The organism is Rhodoblastus sphagnicola (genome assembly GCF_002937075.1).
In the GTDB taxonomy this organism is placed as follows: domain Bacteria; phylum Pseudomonadota; class Alphaproteobacteria; order Rhizobiales; family Beijerinckiaceae; genus Rhodoblastus; species Rhodoblastus sphagnicola.
Genome location: NZ_NHSJ01000112.1, coordinates 20,144 through 41,072, shown reverse-complemented (window position 1 = coordinate 41,072; position 20,929 = coordinate 20,144). Strand labels below are relative to the sequence as shown.

The 20,929-nt window shown below is 61.8% G+C and carries 20 protein-coding genes and 3 pseudogenes; 15 read left to right on the top strand and 8 right to left on the bottom strand.

The window, feature by feature from the left end; translation table 11 throughout:
* Positions 1 to 214: 214 nt before the first annotated feature.
* On the bottom strand, positions 215 to 1,606 hold the full coding sequence (ltrA, locus tag CCR94_RS18405; RefSeq protein ID WP_244594129.1) for a group II intron reverse transcriptase/maturase: 1,392 nt from the start codon (positions 1,604 to 1,606) through the stop codon (positions 215 to 217).
* A 604-nt stretch (positions 1,607 to 2,210) separates the two neighbouring features.
* On the opposite strand from ltrA, the gene CCR94_RS18400 reads away from it, so the two are divergent.
* Together CCR94_RS18400 and CCR94_RS18395 are read left to right on the top strand one after the other, a co-directional pair.
* Positions 2,211 to 3,083 (top strand): tyrosine-type recombinase/integrase, encoded by an 873-nt coding sequence (locus CCR94_RS18400; RefSeq protein ID WP_104509290.1) that lies wholly within the window; start codon positions 2,211 to 2,213, stop codon positions 3,081 to 3,083.
* Between the two features lie 10 nt (positions 3,084 to 3,093).
* Positions 3,094 to 4,299 (top strand): IS91 family transposase, encoded by a 1,206-nt coding sequence (locus tag CCR94_RS18395; protein WP_104509289.1) that lies wholly within the window; start codon positions 3,094 to 3,096, stop codon positions 4,297 to 4,299.
* Between the two features lie 610 nt (positions 4,300 to 4,909).
* Here CCR94_RS18395 and CCR94_RS18385 read toward each other — a convergent pair.
* The 6 genes and pseudogenes from CCR94_RS18385 to CCR94_RS18360 all read right to left on the bottom strand — a co-directional run bounded on the left by CCR94_RS18385 (position 4,910) and on the right by CCR94_RS18360 (position 8,346).
* Positions 4,910 to 6,070, bottom strand: a complete 1,161-nt coding sequence (locus tag CCR94_RS18385; protein ID WP_104509287.1) for an IS110 family RNA-guided transposase — start codon at positions 6,068 to 6,070, stop codon at positions 4,910 to 4,912.
* 227 nt (positions 6,071 to 6,297) lie between these two features.
* Entirely contained in the window at positions 6,298 to 6,684 is a 387-nt protein-coding gene (locus tag CCR94_RS18380; protein WP_104509286.1) for a HEPN domain-containing protein, read from the bottom strand.
* Positions 6,681 to 6,998 (bottom strand): nucleotidyltransferase domain-containing protein, encoded by a 318-nt coding sequence (locus tag CCR94_RS18375; RefSeq protein ID WP_104509285.1) that lies wholly within the window; start codon positions 6,996 to 6,998, stop codon positions 6,681 to 6,683. The genes CCR94_RS18380 and CCR94_RS18375 overlap by 4 nt, the downstream gene beginning before the upstream one ends.
* A gap of 60 nt (positions 6,999 to 7,058) precedes the next feature.
* Positions 7,059 to 7,511, bottom strand: a pseudogene (locus CCR94_RS18370) (transposase); the annotation flags it as partial.
* Positions 7,512 to 7,628: 117 nt separating this feature from the next.
* Complete coding sequence (locus tag CCR94_RS18365) at positions 7,629 to 7,979, bottom strand: helix-turn-helix domain-containing protein (RefSeq protein WP_104509284.1); 351 nt, start codon at positions 7,977 to 7,979, stop codon at positions 7,629 to 7,631.
* Positions 7,963 to 8,346 carry a type II toxin-antitoxin system RelE/ParE family toxin gene (locus CCR94_RS18360; protein ID WP_104509283.1) on the bottom strand — a complete coding sequence of 128 codons (384 nt, stop codon included), beginning with the start codon at positions 8,344 to 8,346 and terminating at the stop codon, positions 7,963 to 7,965. The genes CCR94_RS18365 and CCR94_RS18360 overlap by 17 nt, the downstream gene beginning before the upstream one ends.
* A 472-nt stretch (positions 8,347 to 8,818) precedes the next feature.
* Here CCR94_RS18360 and CCR94_RS18355 point away from each other — a divergent pair, with 472 nt between their 5' ends.
* Positions 8,819 to 9,280 (top strand): hypothetical protein, encoded by a 462-nt coding sequence (locus tag CCR94_RS18355; RefSeq protein ID WP_146090093.1) that lies wholly within the window; start codon positions 8,819 to 8,821, stop codon positions 9,278 to 9,280.
* Positions 9,281 to 9,365: 85 nt separating this feature from the next.
* Here CCR94_RS18355 and CCR94_RS18350 read toward each other — a convergent pair whose 3' ends face one another.
* Entirely contained in the window at positions 9,366 to 10,160 is a 795-nt protein-coding gene (locus CCR94_RS18350) for a DUF1186 domain-containing protein (protein WP_146090092.1), read from the bottom strand.
* Positions 10,161 to 10,473: 313 nt separating this feature from the next.
* On the opposite strand from CCR94_RS18350, the gene CCR94_RS26135 reads away from it, so the two are divergent.
* From CCR94_RS26135 to CCR94_RS18295, 12 genes and pseudogenes are all read left to right on the top strand, one after another.
* Entirely contained in the window at positions 10,474 to 11,178 is a 705-nt protein-coding gene (locus CCR94_RS26135; protein ID WP_244594128.1) for a methyltransferase, read from the top strand.
* A gap of 4 nt (positions 11,179 to 11,182) precedes the next feature.
* Positions 11,183 to 11,725: a helix-turn-helix domain-containing protein gene (locus CCR94_RS26130; protein WP_338053007.1), complete on the top strand. Its 543-nt coding sequence runs from the start codon at positions 11,183 to 11,185 to the stop codon at positions 11,723 to 11,725.
* A 245-nt stretch (positions 11,726 to 11,970) separates the two neighbouring features.
* Entirely contained in the window at positions 11,971 to 12,909 is a 939-nt protein-coding gene (locus CCR94_RS18340) for a DUF3991 and TOPRIM domain-containing protein (RefSeq protein ID WP_104509279.1), read from the top strand.
* Positions 12,906 to 13,598, top strand: coding sequence for a phosphohydrolase (locus CCR94_RS18335; RefSeq protein WP_184421931.1), 693 nt, complete (start codon positions 12,906 to 12,908; stop codon positions 13,596 to 13,598). Before CCR94_RS18340 ends, CCR94_RS18335 begins: the two co-directional genes overlap by 4 nt.
* A 14-nt stretch (positions 13,599 to 13,612) precedes the next feature.
* The gene (locus CCR94_RS18330; RefSeq protein ID WP_244594127.1) at positions 13,613 to 15,733 is read left to right on the top strand and encodes an ATP-dependent helicase; all 2,121 of its coding nucleotides are present in this window, start codon (positions 13,613 to 13,615) and stop codon (positions 15,731 to 15,733) included.
* A gap of 103 nt (positions 15,734 to 15,836) precedes the next feature.
* Positions 15,837 to 16,193: pseudogene (locus CCR94_RS18325) on the top strand (TSCPD domain-containing protein); the annotation flags it as partial.
* A 344-nt stretch (positions 16,194 to 16,537) separates the two neighbouring features.
* Positions 16,538 to 17,689, top strand: coding sequence for a GGDEF domain-containing protein (locus tag CCR94_RS18320; RefSeq protein ID WP_104509296.1), 1,152 nt, complete (start codon positions 16,538 to 16,540; stop codon positions 17,687 to 17,689).
* Positions 17,608 to 18,167 (top strand): annotated as a pseudogene (locus tag CCR94_RS26470) (divalent metal cation transporter). Before CCR94_RS18320 ends, CCR94_RS26470 begins: the two are co-directional and overlap by 82 nt.
* Positions 18,168 to 18,538: 371 nt before the next feature.
* Complete coding sequence (locus tag CCR94_RS18310) at positions 18,539 to 19,087, top strand: hypothetical protein (protein WP_146090091.1); 549 nt, start codon at positions 18,539 to 18,541, stop codon at positions 19,085 to 19,087.
* Between the two features lie 105 nt (positions 19,088 to 19,192).
* Positions 19,193 to 19,576 carry a hypothetical protein gene (locus CCR94_RS18305; RefSeq protein ID WP_104509277.1) on the top strand — a complete coding sequence of 128 codons (384 nt, stop codon included), beginning with the start codon at positions 19,193 to 19,195 and terminating at the stop codon, positions 19,574 to 19,576.
* Positions 19,577 to 19,641: 65 nt separating this feature from the next.
* Positions 19,642 to 19,899, top strand: a complete 258-nt coding sequence (locus tag CCR94_RS18300; RefSeq protein ID WP_104509276.1) for a hypothetical protein — start codon at positions 19,642 to 19,644, stop codon at positions 19,897 to 19,899.
* Between the two features lie 61 nt (positions 19,900 to 19,960).
* On the top strand, positions 19,961 to 20,872 hold the full coding sequence (locus tag CCR94_RS18295; protein ID WP_104509275.1) for a DUF5983 family protein: 912 nt from the start codon (positions 19,961 to 19,963) through the stop codon (positions 20,870 to 20,872).
* The last annotated feature ends 57 nt before the right edge of the window (positions 20,873 to 20,929 follow it).

The following is a 20,929-nucleotide window of genomic DNA, read 5'->3' as shown; positions in this document are numbered from 1 at the left end:
ACCGCTCACCATCGACTGCCAGATCAATGACGGACGCGTGTGTTCGACATGGCATATCGATCATGAATTCCCACTTATGGCGCTGAGCCGCCGTTTCCGGCACCGCCTGCGAACGACGGGAATCCGCCGCTGATCGGGATAGGGGGACGCCTCGCAGCGCCGCCCCTCCCACACCACCGGGCATACGGGTCCGTACCACGGCGGTTCGACCAAGTTATGCTTCGGCGGGAACATAGATTCGGGGAAGACCAAGCGAGTCGAAATAGGCGTTGCGCAGCGCCTGTTGAATGGCGGGATGTCCCGACATTCTCCATAACCGCGTCGGCGATCCGGCCGCGACCGCAGCGGGGAACTTTGATACGCCGCGTCGGCGCAGTTCCTTGAAGCGGTTTTGCCCGGTTCGCCATTGCCGCCAAAGATACATTCGTAATCTTCGGCGAATCCACGCTTCAAGGTTTGTGAGCACCCGAGGGGTTTGACAGAAGCCAAAGTAGCCGCGCCATCCAACGATGTATGGCTTCAGCGCCTTGATCAGCTGTTCCAAACTTTTCCCCGATGTCCGGCATGTCATGTCCCGAAGCCGCGCCCTGAACTTGTCGAGGGCTTTCGGCGCGATGCGCCGCTCGCTCCCGTCATTCGAGATGCTGAACCCCAGGAACTTGCGCTCCTCCGGCCGCGCCACCGCGCTTTTCGCCTCGTTGACCTTCAGCCGCAGCTTGTTGGTCAGGAATCGGCTCACCGAGGCCATGACCCTTTCGCCGGCACGACGGCTGCGGACATAAATGTTGCAGTCGTCGGCATAGCGGCAAAAGAGGTGTCCTCGTCGAGTCAGTTCCTTGTCGAGGTCGTCAAGCACGAGGTTGCTTAGGATTGGCGAAAGCGGGCCGCCCTGCGGCGTGCCCTCATCCACGGGACAGACCAAACCGTCTTCCATCACCCCGGCGTTGAGAAAGGCCCGGATGAGTTTGAGCACGCGCTTGTCGGACACCCGTGCGGCGACGCGCGCCATCAGGCTGTCATGATTGACTCGATCGAAAAATTTTTCCAGATCAAGATCAACGACGACGCCGTAACCCTCGGCAATGTATTTTTGCGCTTGGGCTACAGCTTGATGGGCGGAGCGCCCCGGTCGGAATCCATAGCTGTGCTCGGAGAACGTTGGGTCCCACCGCTCTTGGAGAACTTGCAGCATCGCTTGCTGGATCAGTCTGTCGACGACGCAAGGAACGCCGAGTTTTCTGACCCCGCCGTCCGGTTTGGGTATTTCGACCCGCTTGACCGGTTGCGGCTGGTAGGTTCCCTCCAGCAGTTGAGCCCGAATGTTTGGCCAGTGCTCACGTAGGTGGCCCTTGGCGGCGTCGATGGTCATCCCATCCACGCCAGGGCCGCCCTTATTGCCTCGAACGCGCTTCCACGCTATTTCGAGATTCTCTCGGTCGCACACCTCCTCCATCAATTTTTCCGCCAAGGCCGGGCTTTCGGGCGCTGGCTTCGCCATCACTGGTTCGGCATCCTTGGACGCGCCGTTCAGGGCTTCACCCCGAGCCGACGCAGTCAAGGTCTGAGACAATTGCTTGCCGGGAATTTTCTGCCGCGTTCCAGTCATGAGTCGCCAGTCCTATTCGCCTCTCTCAATCGTTCGGGCCTTCAACCCTCGTTCCCGGCTCAGCCTATCTGTTTCTCCGCCTTTCGGCCTTGGAGTGCCTCAATAGCCTCGCCGACTGCTTGGCCTACTACGCCCTCTGCTGACTTCTGCACCGCGGTCGGGGCACCTTACGACGCCCTCAGTTCCGAACTCGGAACGCGGAGCAGACCTCCCGGGGTAAGTTCAGTCGCCTTCCGTGCACAGTTGCCGGATCTACGCTCCGCATCCTTGATGGATATGGACTTCGCGGCTTGTCGCCCGCTCGTCCGACGCTCGCGCCTCATATCCGGTTTTTGTCCATCAACTCGCACTTTTGCTCCGCGCTTCCTTCAGACCCCGCCTCGCGGCGATAGCCCTTGCGCATTGCTAACCCTTCACCTCCATCAGGTTGGGTAGAGGACTTTCACCTCCAAGCTACCGAACATGCCCGGCACACGACTAAACCGCTACGCGGTATCTGCGGCGAGAAGCGGGTCGATCCGTGATCGTGCAAGGCCAGATACGCCGAGGCTGACCTGTCTCAAAATCATGGGGTTCAACCCCATGCGAGACAGGAGCTTTCGCGATGATCGACAAGCCCACCAGCCCGTTGCGCCAGCGCATGATCGAAGACATGACGGCTCGCCGCTACACGGAGAAGGTTCAGAAGAGTTATCTCCTCCATATTTCGCGTTTTGCCGTCTTTCTTGGCCGTTCGCCTGACACCGCCACGGTCGAGGACGTCAGGCTCTATCAACTGCATCTGGCCAAGCAGCACTTCGGCGCGCCGACCGTCAATGTGGCCGTGGTCGCGCTGCGCTTCTTCTTCAATGTCACCCTGGAGCGGCCTGAACTCGCGCGCCATCTCACCAGCCTGCACAAGCCGCGCAGGGCGCCGGTGGTGCTGAACCAGGAGGAGATGGCGCGCCTGCTCGAAGCCGCGCCCGGTCTGAAGTACAAGGCCGCGTTCGGCGTCGCCTATGGCGCGGGCTTGCGCGTCTCCGAGGTCGTCGCCCTGAAGGTTTCGGACATCGACAGCAAGCGCATGACGCTGCGGGTCGAACAAGGCAAGGGCCAGCGCGATCGTTATGTCATGCTGTCGCCGCAACTGCTGGAATGGCTGCGCGACTGGTGGCGGGCGGCGCGGCCGCAGGCCTGGCTGTTTCCCGGACAGAACCCGGTCAATCCGATGTCGGCGCGGCAGTTGAGCCGCGTGGTGCGCGAAACGGCGCGGACGGCTGGGATCGCCAAGCGCGTGTCGCCGCACACCCTGCGGCACAGCTTCGCCACGCACCTGCTCGAACAGAACGTCGACATCCGCGTGATCCAGGTCCTGCTCGGCCACGCGAAGCTGGAGACGACGGCGCTCTACACCCAAGTCGCCGTCAACACGATCCGCGACGTCACCAGCCCGCTGGAAAAACTCACCGCCAACCTCGCCGGGCGCCCGCCCGTCTGACGCGCGCCGCATGGCGCGGCCTCACATCGAGGTCGCCGACATTTTTCACGCCCATGGCGCGGACTGGCGCAAGGCCAACGCTGGCCACGTCAGCCTCGCCCAGTTGAAGGTGATGTCGGCGATCGAACATTGCCGCACCTCGGCGCTCGGCGGCCATGTCGAGCGCTGCGAGGACTGCGCGCACACGCGCATTTTCTACAACTCCTGCCGCAATCGGCACTGCCCGAAGTGTCAGGCCGCCGCGGCGCGAAAATGGCTGGAGGACCGCGAAGCTGACTTGCTGCCGGTCTCCTACTTCCACGTTGTCTTCACCGTCCCGGGGGCGATTGCGACGATCGCATTCCAGAACAAGACCGCCGTCTATGACCTGCTGTTCAAGGCGGCGGCCGAGACGCTGACGACCATCGCCGCCGATCCCAAACATCTCGGCGCCCGCATCGGCATGACTGCCGTGCTGCACACCTGGGGATCGGCGCTGACCCATCATCCCCATGTCCACATCATCGTTCCCGGCGGCGGCCTGTCGCCGGACGGATCGCGCTGGATCGCCTGCAAGCCAGGCTTCTTCCTGTCGGTGCGCGTGCTGTCGCGGCTGTTCCGGAGGCTGTTTCTCGAAGGTCTCCTTGCGCTCAAGGCCGCCGACCGCCTGGCCTTCTTCGGTGATCTGGAGCCGCTCGCCGACGACGAGGCTTTCGCCGCCACCCTCGCGCCTTTGCGTCGCTCCGAGTGGGTCGTCTACGCCAAGCGCCCGTTCGCCGGGCCGAAGGCTGTGCTCGCCTATCTGTCGCGCTACACCCACCGCGTCGCCATCTCGAACTCCCGGTTCGTCGCGCTCGACGAAGATGGCGTCACTTTCAAATGGAAAGATTATCGGATCGACGGACCCGATCGATACAAGACCATGACGCTCGACGCCGCCGAGTTCATCCGCCGGTTCCTCATGCACGTGCTGCCAAGCGGTTTCCACCGCATCCGCCATTACGGCCTGTTCGCCAGCGCGGCGCGCGTCCGCAACATCGAGCGCATCCGCGCGCTGTTGCCGACCGCCGAGGCCTCACCGCAGCAACAGCCCGAAAGGAATGATGGCGTTGATCCCATGGATGCAGCGCGGAAATGCCCCTGTTGCGGCGGCCGGATGATCATCATCGAGACGTTCGAAGGCGTCTGCCCAGCGCGACCGCCGTCGCCCCGTCGGATCAGGATCGACACCTCATGACCAGCATGGCGCAGTTTTCCACTTCCAAGTTCTGCTCGTCTCCGCCGCCGACTTCGTCCTGGCGCCGGGCCGCCGCGTCCAAAATGCCCGCCCGAACCCGTTCCGGCCTCCCGGTCTTGGGAAAAATCCCCACGCAACTCAGCCGATCAGCCTCCTCGCCGAAAGCCGAAGCATCCGATCCTGGCGCCGACCCTCGAAACAGGCGCCGGCCTGCGCTGACCGCCGTATTCAAATCCCCATAGCGAGCCCCGCGGAAAACGGAGCCCTTCCGTCCCGCGGTTTCCTCCAACGGAGGCTTTCGGGCGCCGGCCCCGCGCGGCGGCGACCCCATCACGCGTGTGGGGGCCGACGACCGAAACCCTCGTATGAGGGCCCGCGAGTCAATCGCCATTTTTGGTCTCGGTGAACTCCGATTTGTGAGACAGGGTGAACTTCCTGCCAACCTCGTATCCGGTGGGATCGTTTGATCCCTAACCACGATCCCAGCATCCGGGAGAAGGAGTTGCTTGCGGCGGGTCCAATCTTCACATCGGCGCCCTGACGGGCCCTCGGGTTTCTGCGGCGACCGCCAACCATCGACCTCTCTTGGCGTAAAAAATGAAAGCTGATCTTACGCCGGTTTCATTGTCGCTCCGTCGGGAATGACGCCATCCTTCACGTAGCGCCACAATGCGACGAGCAGCTTGCGAGCCAGCGCCACGACCATGATTTTCTTGACCCGTCCTCCTCCCGTTGCGCCGACGCGAGCACGGAACCAAATGGACAAGGCGCTGTCCGGCTGCCAGCGCAACCACATCCAGGCGAGTTCCACCATCGCGGCGCGCAATCTTCGGTTGCCGTCTTTTCCGATCCCTTGCTCACGCTCGCTGCCTCCGCTGGAGAACGGCGTTCCGCCAAGCCCAACATATCCGCCAAGCGCGCGTCGGTTTCGAAACTGCCGCACGAATGCCTCACGCACAAGAAGTGTGGCGAAGTCCGCGCCGATGGACCGCAATGCCGTCAGCGACCGGATCATCCTTTCCGCTTCATCTGCCGGCGTGTCCTTTTTGAGAACGGCGTCACGCGCCGCCTCCACCTGTTCAATCAGCTTCAGAACGAGATCAAGACGATCGAGCAGACGTTCGATTCGCGCTTTCGCCTTTTGGGGAACGGGATCGCCGTCCGGCTGGCGCAGGGAATCCAACTGCTCGCGACGATCTCGCCGCAACGCCTTGTATCCCTTTATGCCCAGCGTCGCCAAAATGCCGTCGATCTTGTTGACGATCGAGCGCCGCTCCCCGGTCAAATCCTCCCGTTCCCGATACGCACGCCGCGCTTCCTCGTCGGCTTCGCTCGGAATCGGCACCATCGAACAAACCCGTGGCTCGCCACGTAGCCAAGCCATCAAAGTGCGCAGCAACATCTCGACATCGATGATATCCGTCTTTGCCCGACGTGCCCGCCGATCCACCGGAAGGCTTGATGGCTGCATCACGTGGACCTCGATGCCGCGGCGGGTCAGGAAGCGCGCCAGCCAAAAACCGTCGCGCCCAGCTTCATGGGTGAGTATGACCCGGGTGATCGCGCGGCCCGCCGCCGCGCATTTGGCCTTTAAGCGCTCGACGAACGACGCCAACCCGTCACCGCAAGTTTCCAGCACATGTCGCGAATGCCGGCTAACGCCAGGCAATTGAACAGCGAAGACCCATTTCTTCTCGCTCAATTCCAACGCGCCAATGATTGTGGTGTCGTAGTCAATGGTGGACGGCGTGGTTCCCGAGGCTTGAGACATCTTCCTTCTCCTTGAGGTCATTCGACGGCCCAAGGATACTCGACCTTGGCCACCTTTGGCCCTCATAGGATCTTCACGGACGCGGTAGAAGCGGCGTCTCTATAAACCCCGCCGATTTTAGCCCGAAAACCGGCGAACGGACCTGTTGAAAATCGAGTGTCGCTTTTCTCGAAATTCGTGAATTTTGCGAATGGCCGATCATCTCATAAGCGTCTGTTCAGTGGGGCTTATTTCGTCAGCACCGCCGCGATGCAATCGATGAATTCTTCAGCGACGACAATGGCCGCTTTTGCGGCGTCGGGCGTCACGGTCGCGTCCGGGCCGACGGCATAATCTCCGATTTCCTTGTACATATAGGCTTTCGCCAGAAAGTTGGTGAACCTGCGATCGATGCCAGGCGTGTCTTTCGCGAGCCGCGCGAATTCCGTGCGCACCCCCGAATGCGTCTTCACGATTTTTCCGGTGCGTTCCATGATGAACGCTTCGGCCGCGTGGAACGCGGCGTAATAGGCGGAGCGCGCCGCGACCGTCGCGAGGCCAATCGCCTCGATTTTGCGGGCCTCTTCGAGATCGTTTCGAGCCTTAGACAGATAATTTGCCGCTTCGGGGGTCACAGATCAAGGCCTTCCCGACGCAGCTCGCGCATCAATCCCGTGCGGTGCTCATAAGCCCCGGCGCTGAATGGCATCGCGTTGATGACCGCGCCGGTATCATTGAGAATATCGATCCCGATTTCCGCGATACGCCCGGCTTCCCTGTCGAAGCTGGTCAGGTCCTTGAGAAACACGGCGACATCGTAGTCGGAATCCGGACGCGCATCACCGCGCGCGCGTGAGCCGAACAGCACCACGCGCTCGATTTGCTCGCCGTACACTTCATCAAGCGCGGCCCTGAACCGGCTCAGGATCGGAGTTTCAATCGTTCCCATGCGGAAATCATACCACAGACCACGTTATTTTGCACCTTTTGCATGCCCGGCGGGCCATGTGTTGTTGACCGCCTTGATGCGCGTGCCGTCAACGGCCAAAAGCTCGCGTCCGAACAGGTCGAGCTTGCGGCACAGCACGACGAATTCACGAAACACCGCGCGGAACGCCTTGCGATTGCCGGCCCGGAAGTCGGCAATGGTTTTGAAGTCCGGCTTCAAGGTGCGCAGCAGCCAGATGACTTCTATGTTGCGATGACACTCAGCCTCAAGCCGCCGGCTCGACCGCACCCGGTTAAGATAGCCGTAAATATAGAGCTTCAGCAGATCGCCAGGAGCGTAGCCGGGACGCCCCATCGCCTTCGCCTCGACTCGATCAAAGCCAGCGGACTTCAAATCGCGTCCGTCGACGAAGGCGTCGATGAACCGCACGGGATTATCGGCGCCGGCATAATCGTCGATCGCCTCCGGCAAAAGCAGAAGTTGCGCGCGTTCGAATCCGGAAATTTGCGTCATGCCGGATTCTAACCGGATGCCGACGCCAACAGAATCCCGTCAGTCGAACTTTTCACACGGTCTGCGTGAGTTCTGAGAATCCTGCCCGCTTGCAAAAGGTAGACCTTTTGCAAAGGCCTACCGCAGCGCGTCGAGGCCATTGTGCTTGACGACGTTCAACAGCTTTAGCGCCGCGCCGGTCGGCTGGCGCTCGCCGCGCTCCCATTGGCTCACCGTGTTCACCGCCACGTTCATGAATCCGGCGAGGACCGCCTGACTGATCCCCGTGCGTTCACGCACAGCCGCGATTTCTGCCGGTGACATCGCCTCGACCTTCGGCAAGGCGTCTTTGCCGAGCATCCGTAGCGTCGTCTTTTCCAGTGCGCCGTCGCTCACCGCGCCGACCTTGTGCAAGCCGCGCATGGCCTCGACGATCTCGCTGCGCATCCGCGACTTGCCGCGCGGCTTGGTCTCAAGCTCCTTCGTCATCTTTCACCTCCATCAATTCTTCGTCCGCGATAAGCCTGGCGATTTGCTGCGCCGTCAGCTCCAAGAATCCCCGCGCCAGGTGCTTGAATTCATCCAGTTCGTCGGCGTCGATGTTGCTGCGCTCGTTCTTGCCGAAGCCATATAGAAACACTGCCCGATCGCCGCGCCGAAACGCGATCACCGTCCGATAGCCGCCGCTCTTGCCCTGCCCCGCTCGCGGCAGACGTTGCTTGACCAAACCGCCGCCGAGATCAGCGTCGATTAGTCCCGCCTCAATGCTGCCGATCGCCTTGCAAAGCGTCGCGTCGCTGAGCCGTTCCTTGCGCTGAAACCGCGCAAATTCCTTCAACTTAAATATCCGCGTCAAGCGCCCCCCTACAATAAACTATAGCTCAATGAGTGGTAAAAAGTCAAAGGAATTGAATTCCAGGCGTCCCGGTGACCCAGCGGGCTGTCGTTAACCGAACCCGCAGGCGGTTTCAGCCCTTTCGGGCTTCCGTCCGCTGACGCTGATGTTTTCAAGCGGCCTGCCGGCCGCCGTTACTGGGCAGCCGGGGGTGCTCTCCTCGCGTTGCGGGCAGGCTTTCTCTATCGATAAGGGGCGGGTTATCGCCAGCGACGGCGCTTGGCTCACGGTGATGCGCTGTTAATTGGAAACCGGACAGGCTAGAGGGATTGCCTCGCCTGGAGCGCCTAAATTTGGGCGATCGGACGCGGGGCAGGGGGCCGCGTGGTCGAGCTGCGACAGCCCTCGAGCGAATTCGCGCCAGTGCGTGTCACTCATGAAGGCGCCCAAGTCGCGATCGACCTCGCTCGCGACATTCGCCGAGGTGAACACCATGCTGACCAAAACCGCCCGAACCGCAATCGTCGCTCTTGGCCTTGCGATCATCGCGCCTGGCTCCCACGCCCAGGCGCTGTCTGACGAAATCATCCTGGACTATCTCAAGTCGATGTACACCAGCATCGAGGTGATCGACTATAAACGAATCTACGAAGGCGGACTCAACGCGTTGAAGGACGTCGTCGTGATCAGCTATTCGCTCGATTATCCACGCGGTGGATCCTCGGAACCGCCGAAGACTTCCGAAATCGAAGTGCTCACCATGGAGGACGGCCGCATCAAAAACATTCCGATGCTTCCGATGCCGCCCGGCCAGATCGACAGCGTCAGCGTGCGCGACAGCATGATTCACATCGATGCCAAAACGTTTGGCGAAAACGACAAGCCCTGCTGCCCTTCCGAGCCGCGCAGTTTCATCTTTAAAGAATTCGACGGCATTCTGACGACCGACAATTGACAACGGTCAGCGCTTCGCCCGCGCCTGAGAGGCCAGGGCGAAGCGCCACACAGCGCCCCGAGGATGGCGACCGCCGGCGGCCTCTTCAATCAAGGCTCGCGCGATTCGCAAACGCCCAATTAAGCTCCTCCTGCAGCCCCTTAAACGGCACGACGGGATCGTTCTCGATCGGCTCGTCCGGATGCGCCCTGGCGTAGGCGTAATTCGCGCGAAATTCTTCAATCGTCCCTTCCAGGATTCTCTGAACGTTATGCGCGCGTTCGACGAGCGGGATCAGATCCTCCAGACCGAAATAAATGATCACTTCCTCCCAGCCGCGCCAAACATGCTGCTCCGGCTCTTGTTCGAGTTCGTCGAACGCGCGGACGAGGAATGCTTTCAAGGTCGGCATGTCGAGCTCGCCTTTGATCACCAAGATGATCAGCGTCCGGAACTGCCAAAAGCGGATCGAGTCGTGCGCGGTATGATCAAGCAGCAAATTGAATAACGGGACGGGATTTCCGTCGTAGATTTCCGCCATCACCCGCGGCCCCACATCGCTGAACACGGTTTCCGACAGCAAATTTGGCTCGCCCGCCCAGGACCACTGCAACAGGGAGGCGTACCGCGGATAGGCCTCCGTTCGCCGCCATTCGGCCGCAAGCAAAAATCCATAAAACAACGCCGACGGCTTGCGCAGGAGCTTCTTACACAGCGACGCATACTGGCGATCGGACTTGGCGTTTTCGAGTATCTCTTCGAATTGACCAATAAGACGATCGATCTCCGCCTCAAACAGCGGCGCCACCGCGTCGGGCTGCTCAAGAGCCGCATTCAGCGCGTCGACCGGCAGGTCGTCATGGCGCTTCGCAAGCTCTTTCATAATTTGTTCGGGAGTCATTCTCCAGTCCTCGCCTCGCCGTGACGCCAGTGAAGACGCCTAGAAACAGAATTATCAACGAATTCGCGCCGGTTCGTGATCACCTTCCTTTGTGACTCCGAAGGTTCAAACACGCAAGCAGACGTAACAGCGGAACGTAACATTTCAGACTATCCAAAAGCCGCCAGAATAACATTCGTAGAGCCGAATGAATGCCATTCGCGGCCCCGCTGCGCAAGGGTCAAGCCCGGCGCTGGCGCGCCCTTGCCCTGCGCGGCCGCGAATGTCCGCTGGTGTTTAAAGCGAGAATTCCTGCAGAAGAAAAGAGGCGACGATGAAAATGTCCAGCCACGCGGTTCGGGCTCAACGCGTTGAGCCTCGCACCTCGCTCGATGATTTTCCCACACCCTGCTGGGGCACGCGATCCCTGGTCGAGGAAGTCCTGGCGCAAACCGATATCGGCGTCCCCGAAGGTCGGGTTTTCGAGCCGACCGCGAACCGCGGCTACATGAGCCGGCCCCTCAAAGAATATTGGCCTGATGTCACGACCTCCGACATTTTCGACTATCGGCCCGATCCAGAGACGATCGACCCGCAAGATCATGTGGGCGATTTCCTCGCCGCCGGCGAAACGGTCGCCACAACAGCCGAGATCATTATCTCCAACCCGCCGTTCAAGGCGGCCCAGGCCTTCATCACCCGCGCGCTTGCCCTGCCCGATTGGCGCCTGGTCGCGATGCTGACCCGCTCATCCTTCGTGGAGGGCGAGACACGCTACCATGGGCTTTTCGCGGACAGCCCGCCCCAGTTCATATGTCAGTTCGTGCAACGGCTGCCGATCATCAAAAGCCGAGTCCGCAAGTGGAAGCGGAAGCCGACCTCGACGACGCCCAGAGGAATGCGACAAAGCACCGCGACGTCCTACTCCTGGCTGGTCTGGTGGCGCGGTGCGCCAACAGATTGGGGCGATCCGCGCTTCCGATTCATTCCGCCTTGCCGCGACCGGCTCGAACGCCCGGGCGATTATCCGGACGAATGAGGACATGACCCCTAACCCTCAACTCAAGGAAGCCAACATCATGAGATCGCTTCAACTCGCCACCACCTGCGAACCGCATTCGAGCGCCGAGCTTATCGCCAGATACCGGGCCGCACGACAACGGCTCTATTCACCAGGCGTCACAACCCCGAAAATGAAGACACCGATCCGCGAGCTGGTCGGAACGGACCCGGCGACGGTTCCCACAACAATCCCGACGCCCGTTACAACTCTATCACGCCTGGTCTCGACGATTGACCTGTCGAACGAGAAATCCGGGCCGATCCTGAAGCTGGTCTCCGAACGAACGGGCGTCTCCATCAAGGAAATCCTTGGCGACGAAAAGCCAGCAGCGATCGCCGCTGCGCGACAAGAGGCCATGTGGGCGGTGAAGAAGATCACTAACTGGTCGTTGCCCCGCATCGGCCGCCGATTCAACCGCGACCACACCACGGTCCTTCACGCCATTCGTCGGGTTGAAGAACGGGCCATCCAGGACGCCGATCTGCGCGCCTTCATGGAAGCCATCAAAACCACCTTCTGCTGATAGGCCGACAAGGCCGCTTCGACTTCGCGCCATTCGATCCTTCCCTTGATGCCTCATCGAGAGGCCCGGAAGGAAAGCGCACATTCATCCCTACCGCTATCGCCGTCTGTCGCCGCAAGGGTGCGTCGCTCGCTCCCGCGCGATTCCGCGCGCCCTTGCCACGTCGCCGCCTCGCGATCGGGTTGGCCTCAATCGCAAAAAAACCAGCCGGAACGAGCCTCCCGGCGACAATCCAGGAGAAGGAGATGAAACATCCTCAAACCGAACTTGACGAACTGCGCGCCGCCGTCAGTTGCGCGACCGTTCTTGAACAGGCGACGCCGCCCTGGCGGCTCGACCGCGCTGAGAGCACCCGTCATTGCCTGAAATACCGTCGTGGCGCCGGCGAGATCGTCATCGTCACGCATAATGGCGCCGGCTGGTGGGACCCCAACAGCGACGCCAAGGGCGATGTGTTCGGCCTCGTCCAACATTTGGAGCCTGGGCTGAATTTCGGCCACGTGCGCAAAGCGCTTCGGCCGCTCGCTGGCGTCCAGCCGGACTTCACGCCCATGGAGCGAATCAGGACCAGATCCAACGCGTCGCTCCCGATCGCCGAGCGATGGGCGCAAAAGCGCCGGTTGCGCAAGCATTCGCAGACCTGGCTCTATCTTGCGGGCCGCGGTTTGCCGGAAACCGTGCTTCTTGCCGCCGCCCGCTGCGACGTCATTCGCGACGGCCCCTACGGCTCGGCCTGGTTCGCCCATCGCACCGCCGGCGTTGTCACCCATGTCGATGTCCGAGGCCCGACCTACAAAGGTTCGCTCACCGGCGGCTGCAAGTCGCTGTTTTTGTTCCCGCGCGACGCCGCGCTTCGAAGCCGTTTCGTCCTGGCGGAGGCCGCGATCGACGCGCTGAGCCGCGCCGCGCTCGAAAATCTGCGCGACGACACGGTTTATGCCGCGACTGGCGGGGGCATGGGTCCGGAAACGACCGCCGCCATCAGAAACCTCTTGCTCTCGATCGCGGCCATGCCCGCCGCGCGGTTCGAAAGCGCGACCGACGCCAACCTCGCCGGCGATCGCTATGCGGCGCGCCACGAGACGCTCGCCAAGGAGGCGGGCGTTCCCTTCCTGCGCCGCCGCCCGCCGCTTGAAGGCGAGGATTGGAACGACGTCCTCAAATCCCAAGGAGATACGCCATGAAACATGAACACGTCGACACGGCGCCACAGCGCGCCTTCATCCTGTTTCGATCCGGCCACAAATTCAATCTCCTCGATCCCACCCCCGACAGCTGGACCGACGAAGACCTCGCATACAACCTCGCGCGCATCCCCCGATGGGCCGGCGCGACCAAATGGAAGCGCCCGCTCTCCGTCGCTCAACACAGTCTGCTCGTGCTGCGCATCGTCGAGATGCAACAACAGCTGACGGCCCGGGAAGCCCTCAGGGAGTTGGGCCACGATGGGTCTGAGGCGCTCTTGGGTTGGGACCCGACCGGACCGCTGAAGCCGCATCTCGGCGGCGCATTCCTCGCGCTCGACGAGAAGCTGCAAGGTTTGATCGACGTGCGCTACCGTCTGCCCAAATGGACAACGGAAACCTACCGGCTCCACAAAGCGGCTGACAAACTGGCTGCGGCATCCGAGGCGTTTCACGTCGTCGGATGGAGCCGCGAGGAACTGCGCGACACCCTCGGCATCATCGTTCCTCCGTTGTCGATTGACCCGCTGACCGCTCCCGATCCGAGCTTCGAGCCCTGGGAGCCTTGGCCCGCCAGTGTCGCGGAATCGATGTTCCTGGACCGCCTTTACGGCCTGCTCGACGCCGCCCGTTGCGAGGAGGCTCACGCCGCCTGCGACGCAAGCGCGTCGATGCCCCATCACACCTGAGCGGAGCCACAATCATGTCCGATCCCGATGAATACCTGCCCGAACTCGATAGCGGCCCCGACATCTGGGACGACTGGCAATCCATGATGGCCAACGAGCCCGGCGAAACTCTGCCCGACGCTTGGGAAACGCTTGCCGCACGCTTAACGCCGGTTCAACGAGAGGCGGCAATGCACCCAGGGTCGACGCTCGTTCTCGCCGGCGCTGGCACGGGCAAGACTTCGACGCTGACCGCCTCGGTGGTTTACAAGATCGAAATCGAGGAAATCCCGGCCTCCCGCATTCTCGTGTCCACCTTCACCAACAAGGCGGCGGCCGAAATGGCCGAGCGCATCCGCGCCGCTCTGGGCGAACACGCCGCGCCCAACTGGCTCGGAACGTTCCATGGCCTGGGCGCCAGACAGTTGCGCACCTCCCCGGAGATTGCTGGCCTGCGCAAGGATTTCGACATTCTGGACGCCGGCGACGCCCATCTCCTGATCAAGCGCATCATGAAGGCGCTGAACATCGCCAATAACCCGGAGAGCGCCGGAGGTCGCGATCCGGTCAAGACGATCGCCAACAAAATTTCGTCGTTCAAGGACCAGTTGATCACCCCGGAAACGGCCTCGTCCCGGATCGAGGCCATGATCGCCGCCGCCGAAAGAAAGGGCGAACCGATCGAAAGCATGACGTTCCGCAACGCCGCCAAGATCTATGCGCTCTACCAGCAGCGCCTGCGCGAGGCCAACGCCGCCGATTTCGGCGATCTCCTGCTTTGGCCGACCCTGGCGCTGATGAACGACAGGCAATATCGCCGGCAATGGGCCGAGCGCTTCGACGCCGTGTTGGCGGACGAATTTCAGGACGTCAATTACGCACAGCACTCCTGGCTGAAGGCCATGGCGAGCCATTGCAATCGCCTCTTTGCCGTGGGCGATGATGACCAATCGATCTACGGCTGGAGAGGGGCTGATGTAGGACTCATACGCAGATTCACCCGCGACTTTCCCGACGCCGGCGAATTCCGCCTCGAAGAGAATTTCCGCTCGACCGGCCATATCCTCGCCGCCGCCAACGGCGTTATCGCCGGCGACAAGAAGCGCCTGGGCAAGACGCTCTACACCAATCTGGGCGACGGCCAGCCGATCACGATCGCAACCTATCGCGACGCCGAGGCCGAGGCGCTCAATCTCGCGGCCGCCATCAACGCGCGCCATGGCGAGGGCCTGCCCTGGGACCATATGGCCGTGCTCTATCGCACCAACGTGCTGTCGCGCGCTTTCGAGGAAGCGCTGATGCGCGCCAAAATCCCTTACGAGATCGTGGGTGACGTCGGCTTTTACGCGCGCCAGGAGATCAAGATCGCGCTCGCCTATCTACGCCTCGCCACCCATCCCGACGATCGCCAATCCGACGAAGCGTTCCGTCGCGTGATCAACGAACCGCGCCGGGGGTTCGGTCCGCAAACCCTCGCGATCGTTGAGGAGGAAGCCGCGTTCCGCAAGGTGTCGCTGCTCTGCGCGCTCGACACGGCCACTCTTCCTCCGAAAGCCCGCGGCGAAGGCCTGAAAATGGCCGACCAGGTCCGCCGCATCGGCGCTCACCGGAGCCATTCGCTCGCCGATCAGATTTCTCTATTGCTCGACGCGTGCGGCTATCGCCAGTTGTTGCGCGCCAGCAAGGCCGAAGACGCCGCCGGCCGACTGGAAAATCTGGAAGAACTGGTCTCGCTGGCTTCGAGCTTCCATTCCGCGCGCGAGCTCCTCGATCACGCAGCGCTCGCCACCAACCGCGCCAGCGAAGGCGCGGCGCCCGCCGTTCGTTTGATGACCATGCACCGCGCCAAGGGCCTGGAATTCGAGCAGGTGTTCCTGCCCGCTTTCGAGAACGGCATTATCCCGTCGACCTATGGCGACGCCGCCGAGGAACGGCGTCTCGCCTATGTCGCGCTCACGCGCGGCAAGCGCCATGTGACGATTTCCTCAGCGCAATTCCGGCGCGGTCCGAGCCAGCCGTCGATCTTCATCGAGGACATTCCCGCCAACGCCAAGGCGCACGCCAAGCGTCCGTCCGATCAAGCTGGACGGTCCCACCTTTCGCCGCAAAGGGCCAACGCGTTGCGCGCGCTCGGCGCCCGTCTGCGCAGCCTTTGATCCCGATCCGTTCGAACAGGAGCCCGCAATGGAACGATTGCCAGAAATCCAGGAGATCGCCGCGGCGCCGGATGACGCGGCGCCGCGCCAGGTTGAACGCCTGATCCTGCGCGAGGGCCTGCCCACGCGCCGCACAAATTATACCCAGAAAGCTCGGATCGCCGGGCACAAGCTCTATCTGCAGGTCGGAGAATATCCTGACGGCCGCCTCGGCGAAATCTTCATCGACATGCACAAGGAAGGCTCGGCGTTTCGCGGCCTGATGAACAGTTTCGCCATCGCGGTTTCCATAGGCCTGCAATTTGGCGTGCCGTTGGAGGAATTCGTCGACGCGTTCGTTTCGACCCGTTTCGAGCCGGCTGGCGTCGTCGAGGGCAACGACGCCATCACCAGCGCCACCTCGGTCATCGACTACATCTTTCGCGAACTCGCCATTTCCTATCTCGGTCGCGACGACCTGAAGTCCGACGCGGACCTGTCAGCGCTTTGAGTAGACGAAAGCGTGCCTATCCGGTCAAGGCATGCATTACATGTAGAGGGGCGGCGAGCCAGATTGAGGCGGCATGATCGACCGGGTCCGGCTCGAAGCGGTCCTATGACATGAAAGTCCACCGGCGGGAGTCGCATGCTCAACGGACGTTCCGATAGCGAAATGAATCGGCGCTCGTGACTATTGAAAAACGGGCGTGAGAATCGACGACCGGCAGCGCCGCAACCTTAGATTGAAAAATTATAGCTTCTTCAATTATTTGGAGAATATTCTCTGCACTTGGAATGTTGACGCTCTCTCATCAGGGACGGGACATGGTAGCAATTCTGGAGGCGCAACCGGGCGAAGCATCGTCGACCTCCAACAGTGATCGAAGCTTTGCTGTCCGCTTGATGGAGCATCTAGTCGTACCAACCTTTGTGATTGACCGCGACGGGCGGGTCATCATCTGGAATAAAGCCTGCGAACGCCTGACGGGCGTATTGGCAATAGATGTATTGGGAACGCGCGAGCACTGGCGAGCTTTCTATGACGTGGAGCGGCCTTGCCTTGTTGATCTGCTGCTTAGAAATCAGGAAGCGGAAGCCGTCTCTCTTTACGCCGCACATTCCGACGTAGTCGGCGCCCGCAATGGGCTATCGGCGGAAAACTGGTGCGTTATGCCGGGGGCCGCGAGACGGCTCTATCTGGCGATCGACGCCGGGCTCATCTTCGACGACTCGGGCGAAATCATCGCCGTGGTCGAATCTTTGCGCGATATTACCGCGCAAAAAGTCGCCGAAGCCGAGCTTCAAGCCCTTGCCTCAAGCGACGGGCTGACTGCGATCGGTAACCGCCGCTTCTTCGACAGTCGCCTTGAAGACGAGTGGCGACGAGGGCGCCGCAATGGATCCTCGATGTCGGTGTTGCTGCTCGATATCGACTTCTTTAAACAATATAATGATGCTTTCGGTCATCAACGTGGCGACGACTGCTTGCGCCTTATCGCCGCCACCATCGTAGGCCAGCTTTTTCGCGCCGGCGACGTCGCCGCACGCTACGGCGGTGAAGAATTTGCTGTGATTCTTCCCGATACTGATGCAATTGGGGCCTTCGAGGTTGCGGAGCGCATTCGCACGGCGATCGAAAAGCTGGGACTGCCGAATCCTGCACCCCAAGGCTTCGGAAAAGTGACTGCGAGCATTGGCGTGACCTCCATCGAGGCATTGTCGTCGCATCCCATCGAAAAACTCGTCTGTTTTGCAGATATCGCCCTTTATCGCGCCAAGGAGGCCGGTCGGAACCGCGTAGCTGCCTATGACGATGCGCCAGGGTGCCGAAAAGCCCGAGTTGCTCAGCACGCGGGCTCGCAAATTCCGATTATCTCATCGTCTGACTGCGCTGCTTGTCGCCTTACTGCAGAGACGAGCAGCACTACTCGAACGTCGTCAGCCTGTTCATCATCGTCAGCACCGCAGCCACCTTGAATGCGCACGGCGTCACCGATATTCAAACCTCCGCTCAAGCGGCTGAGGCGCTGCGACCGATCGCGGGCGTGTTGACGTTCGCGCTTTTCGCGGTCGGCATCATCGGCATCGGGCTGCTTGCGGCGCCTGTGCTCGCCGGTTCCGGCGCCTACGCCCTTGGCGAGGCGCTGGGCTGGACGACCGGCCTTGACGCAAGCCGCTCGACGCCAAGGCGTTCTATGGCACGATCGCGGTGTCCACGCTGATCGGCGTTCTCATCAATTTCGTCGGACTTGATCCGATCAAGGCGCTGTTCTGGTCGGCGGTGATCAACGGCGTGGTGGCGGCGCCGCTGATGGTCACCATCATGCTGATGGCGATGCGACGCGACGTGATGGGTCGCTTTGTGCTTCCGCGTGCTTTGTGGGCCATGGGGTGGCTGTGCACTGGCGCAATGACGGTCGCGGTGGGCCTGATGTTTGCGACCTGGCGGTCTTGACCAAACCTAGAGAGCGAAGCGAGATCGAGCGTCGCCCGTGACGTCCTCCGGCTTTCATCGTGGCGCAGTGCGTCAGGCCACGATGAACCTGGAATAGCCGTGCGGGGCACCGCCCAGCCGCCTTGACCGACGGTTGGGCGTCCTCTCACACTTCATCCCGCCGACGTCCACCAAGCGCGCGCGACCGCTCTAATTGCAGTGGTTGTATGCGCGCTAGGTACGGAAGAAAGAAAAGAGAAAGAAGGGACGATTCGCCGACGCGCGGCGGTCGCCGCAAGGGTCGGGCCGTGCGCTGACGCGCCCTTGCCCCGACCGCCGCTGTCGGCGGGCTCAGGATTTATCTCGAAGAGATAAGAGGAACTCCTGAGATGATGACCATCGAGGCAAAGACCGATTGCGCGGGCGCTCCGTCCGCCGCCACGCGCAACGGCAAACTGGAAGACCCCGGATTTGGTTGGTCGCCCGCCGTTTTCGATGCCAGCAATCATGGACGCGAAGCCTGGCGTCAACCGCCGATGGCCGATGACGACGAGCTTCTGTTTCACGAGCCCGGCCGCATCCTGCCTTCGGTCCATGAGGGTGTCAGCGGAACCGACTGCCGCAGCCACAGCTTCAAGATCGTCAAGCCGCGCGTCGGCAATTACGCGCTGATCGTCCAGCATGGCAGCGGCATTGAGCGCGTCGATCTCGGCTATTCGCGCCGAACGGTCAACGCCTTCGAGCAAATGGATTCCGACACGCGCTTTCGCCTGATGTGGTCGATCCTCGACATCCATACCAACGCCAAGCGGGAGGCCGCTGAAGCCACCGCGAAAACCTTCCGGGAAGCTTTCGTCCAGGGCCGGTTGAAGAAGCGCCATCTCCCCGCGCGCGGAACGACCAAGGTCTGGATCGAACCGGCGCACGCCGGCGCCGCCTGAGACGCGACCACGCTAGCCACTCCCGAATACCTCTTCACCAGAAACCATGCGCGCTGGTCTCCCGCCTGGACGCGCCCGTTCGCCTTTCAATCGAGGGCCACAGAGATGCTTTTAACTGAAACCCAGGCCACCGAAAAATGGTGTCCCCACACCAGATTTGTCTTCGGCAATAACGATTCCGCCGCAAATCGTTGGGACAGCGTGAACACCACACAGCTTTCGCCCAAACATTGCCAGTGCATCGGCGCCCGCTGCATGGCCTGGCGCTGGTTCGACGAGTTCATCACCAAATCGGCGATCCGCAACGTGCTCGGCAACCCCTGGGCCGAGACCGAAGCCGATACCGACGGACGCCCGCCCGATGTTCCCGCCGATTGGGAATTCTGCCCAGCCGCTGAAGACACCAGCGCCTGCTGGCGCGAACCCGAGGCAGCCACCAACGCCAAGCGGCGCGGCTACTGCGGCCTCTCTGGTCTCCCCAAAATTTGAGTTCGCGCGCCCGAGCGAGAGGCTTGGGCGCTCGCAATCGCCCTCAAACAGGAAAGGACGCAATCATGAACCTGTGTTGGACCATCACCGACGACGGCGCGTTCATCTGCGGCGATTTTGATAGCCGCGTGACCTCCTACAGCTACCCGACCAGCCCGAACGCGGAAAAGGCCAAGCGCCTCGCGCGGCGAGGCATTCCGGCGGTCAAGAAGTTCGCCGTCCGCGTCATCGACACCGCGACCAGGTCGCGCGTCGGCTGCGAGCGCGAGGCGGAATACGACGCCCGCAACTGGCGCAGGATCAACGCCGGCGCGCACGAATAACCGACCAGGGCGCGCGAGCGCGCGCCCTTTCGCCCCTGCATTACGAAAACGGGAGAGTGACATGGTCCCCGCCTGGATCATCGCCGAGGACGGCGCATTCATTTGTGGCGACCGCGCCAGCGGCGTCACCTGCAATTCCGAACCCACCAGCATCTTCGCCGAGTCCGCCGCCCGCGCGGCCGGCGCCGGCATCGCGGCGATCGCGCGCTTGGCGTTCAACATCCTCAAGGGCGAGCGCGCCCGGCGTTTGGGGCACGGCCTCGAGGCGGAATCCGACGCGGCCAATTGGCATAAGATCAATCTCGGTGAAGCGCCGGTGCTCATCTGCGAGGGCGCCAGCGAGGAGGTCGTGGTAGAGCAAATGACCATTTGGAACGCGGCATGGTCGCGGGCGAAAGCCGAATACCTCACGGCGAAGCGCAACAAACCCTTCTTCTACAAGCTGATGCCGCTCTCGACGGGCCATTTGTGCGCAGAGACGCGCGAATGGTTGTCCGATCGACCGGCTGACGACTGGCCGATCCTCGGCGGCGTGACGGAATACGGCTATTTCGTCCATTGCCCGGAAGAGATCCACGAGCTTCCCGCCGATCTTTGGGCCTGCATCATCGTCGCCAAAAGCAGAGGCGCCGACTACATCCTGTTCGACCAGGTGGAAGAGATCCTGCCGAACCTGATCGACTTCACCGAGCAGGACAATGAAAGCGCGATCGGCATGGCCGACGCGCGGATCGAGACCGGCGCGCGCAACGACGCCGTGGTTCTGTCGGACGGCGTCACGCTCATCTTTCCAAAAGCCCATGACAATCAAGCCGCCGCCATCGAGACTGAAATGTTCCGCGACGCCTGGCGCGACCTTATCGGCCGAGACGCGGAAACCGGCGCGCTTCTGCCGTGGACCATCGAGAAGCTCGCAGTGCTTTCGGCGAAGCGCCGCGAGGATCTGATCCACGAAAGCAGGCGCCACGCATGAAAGTCGCCCAATTCAGATCGGTGATGGAGGCTCTCGAAGAGACTGCGCTCACCGGCG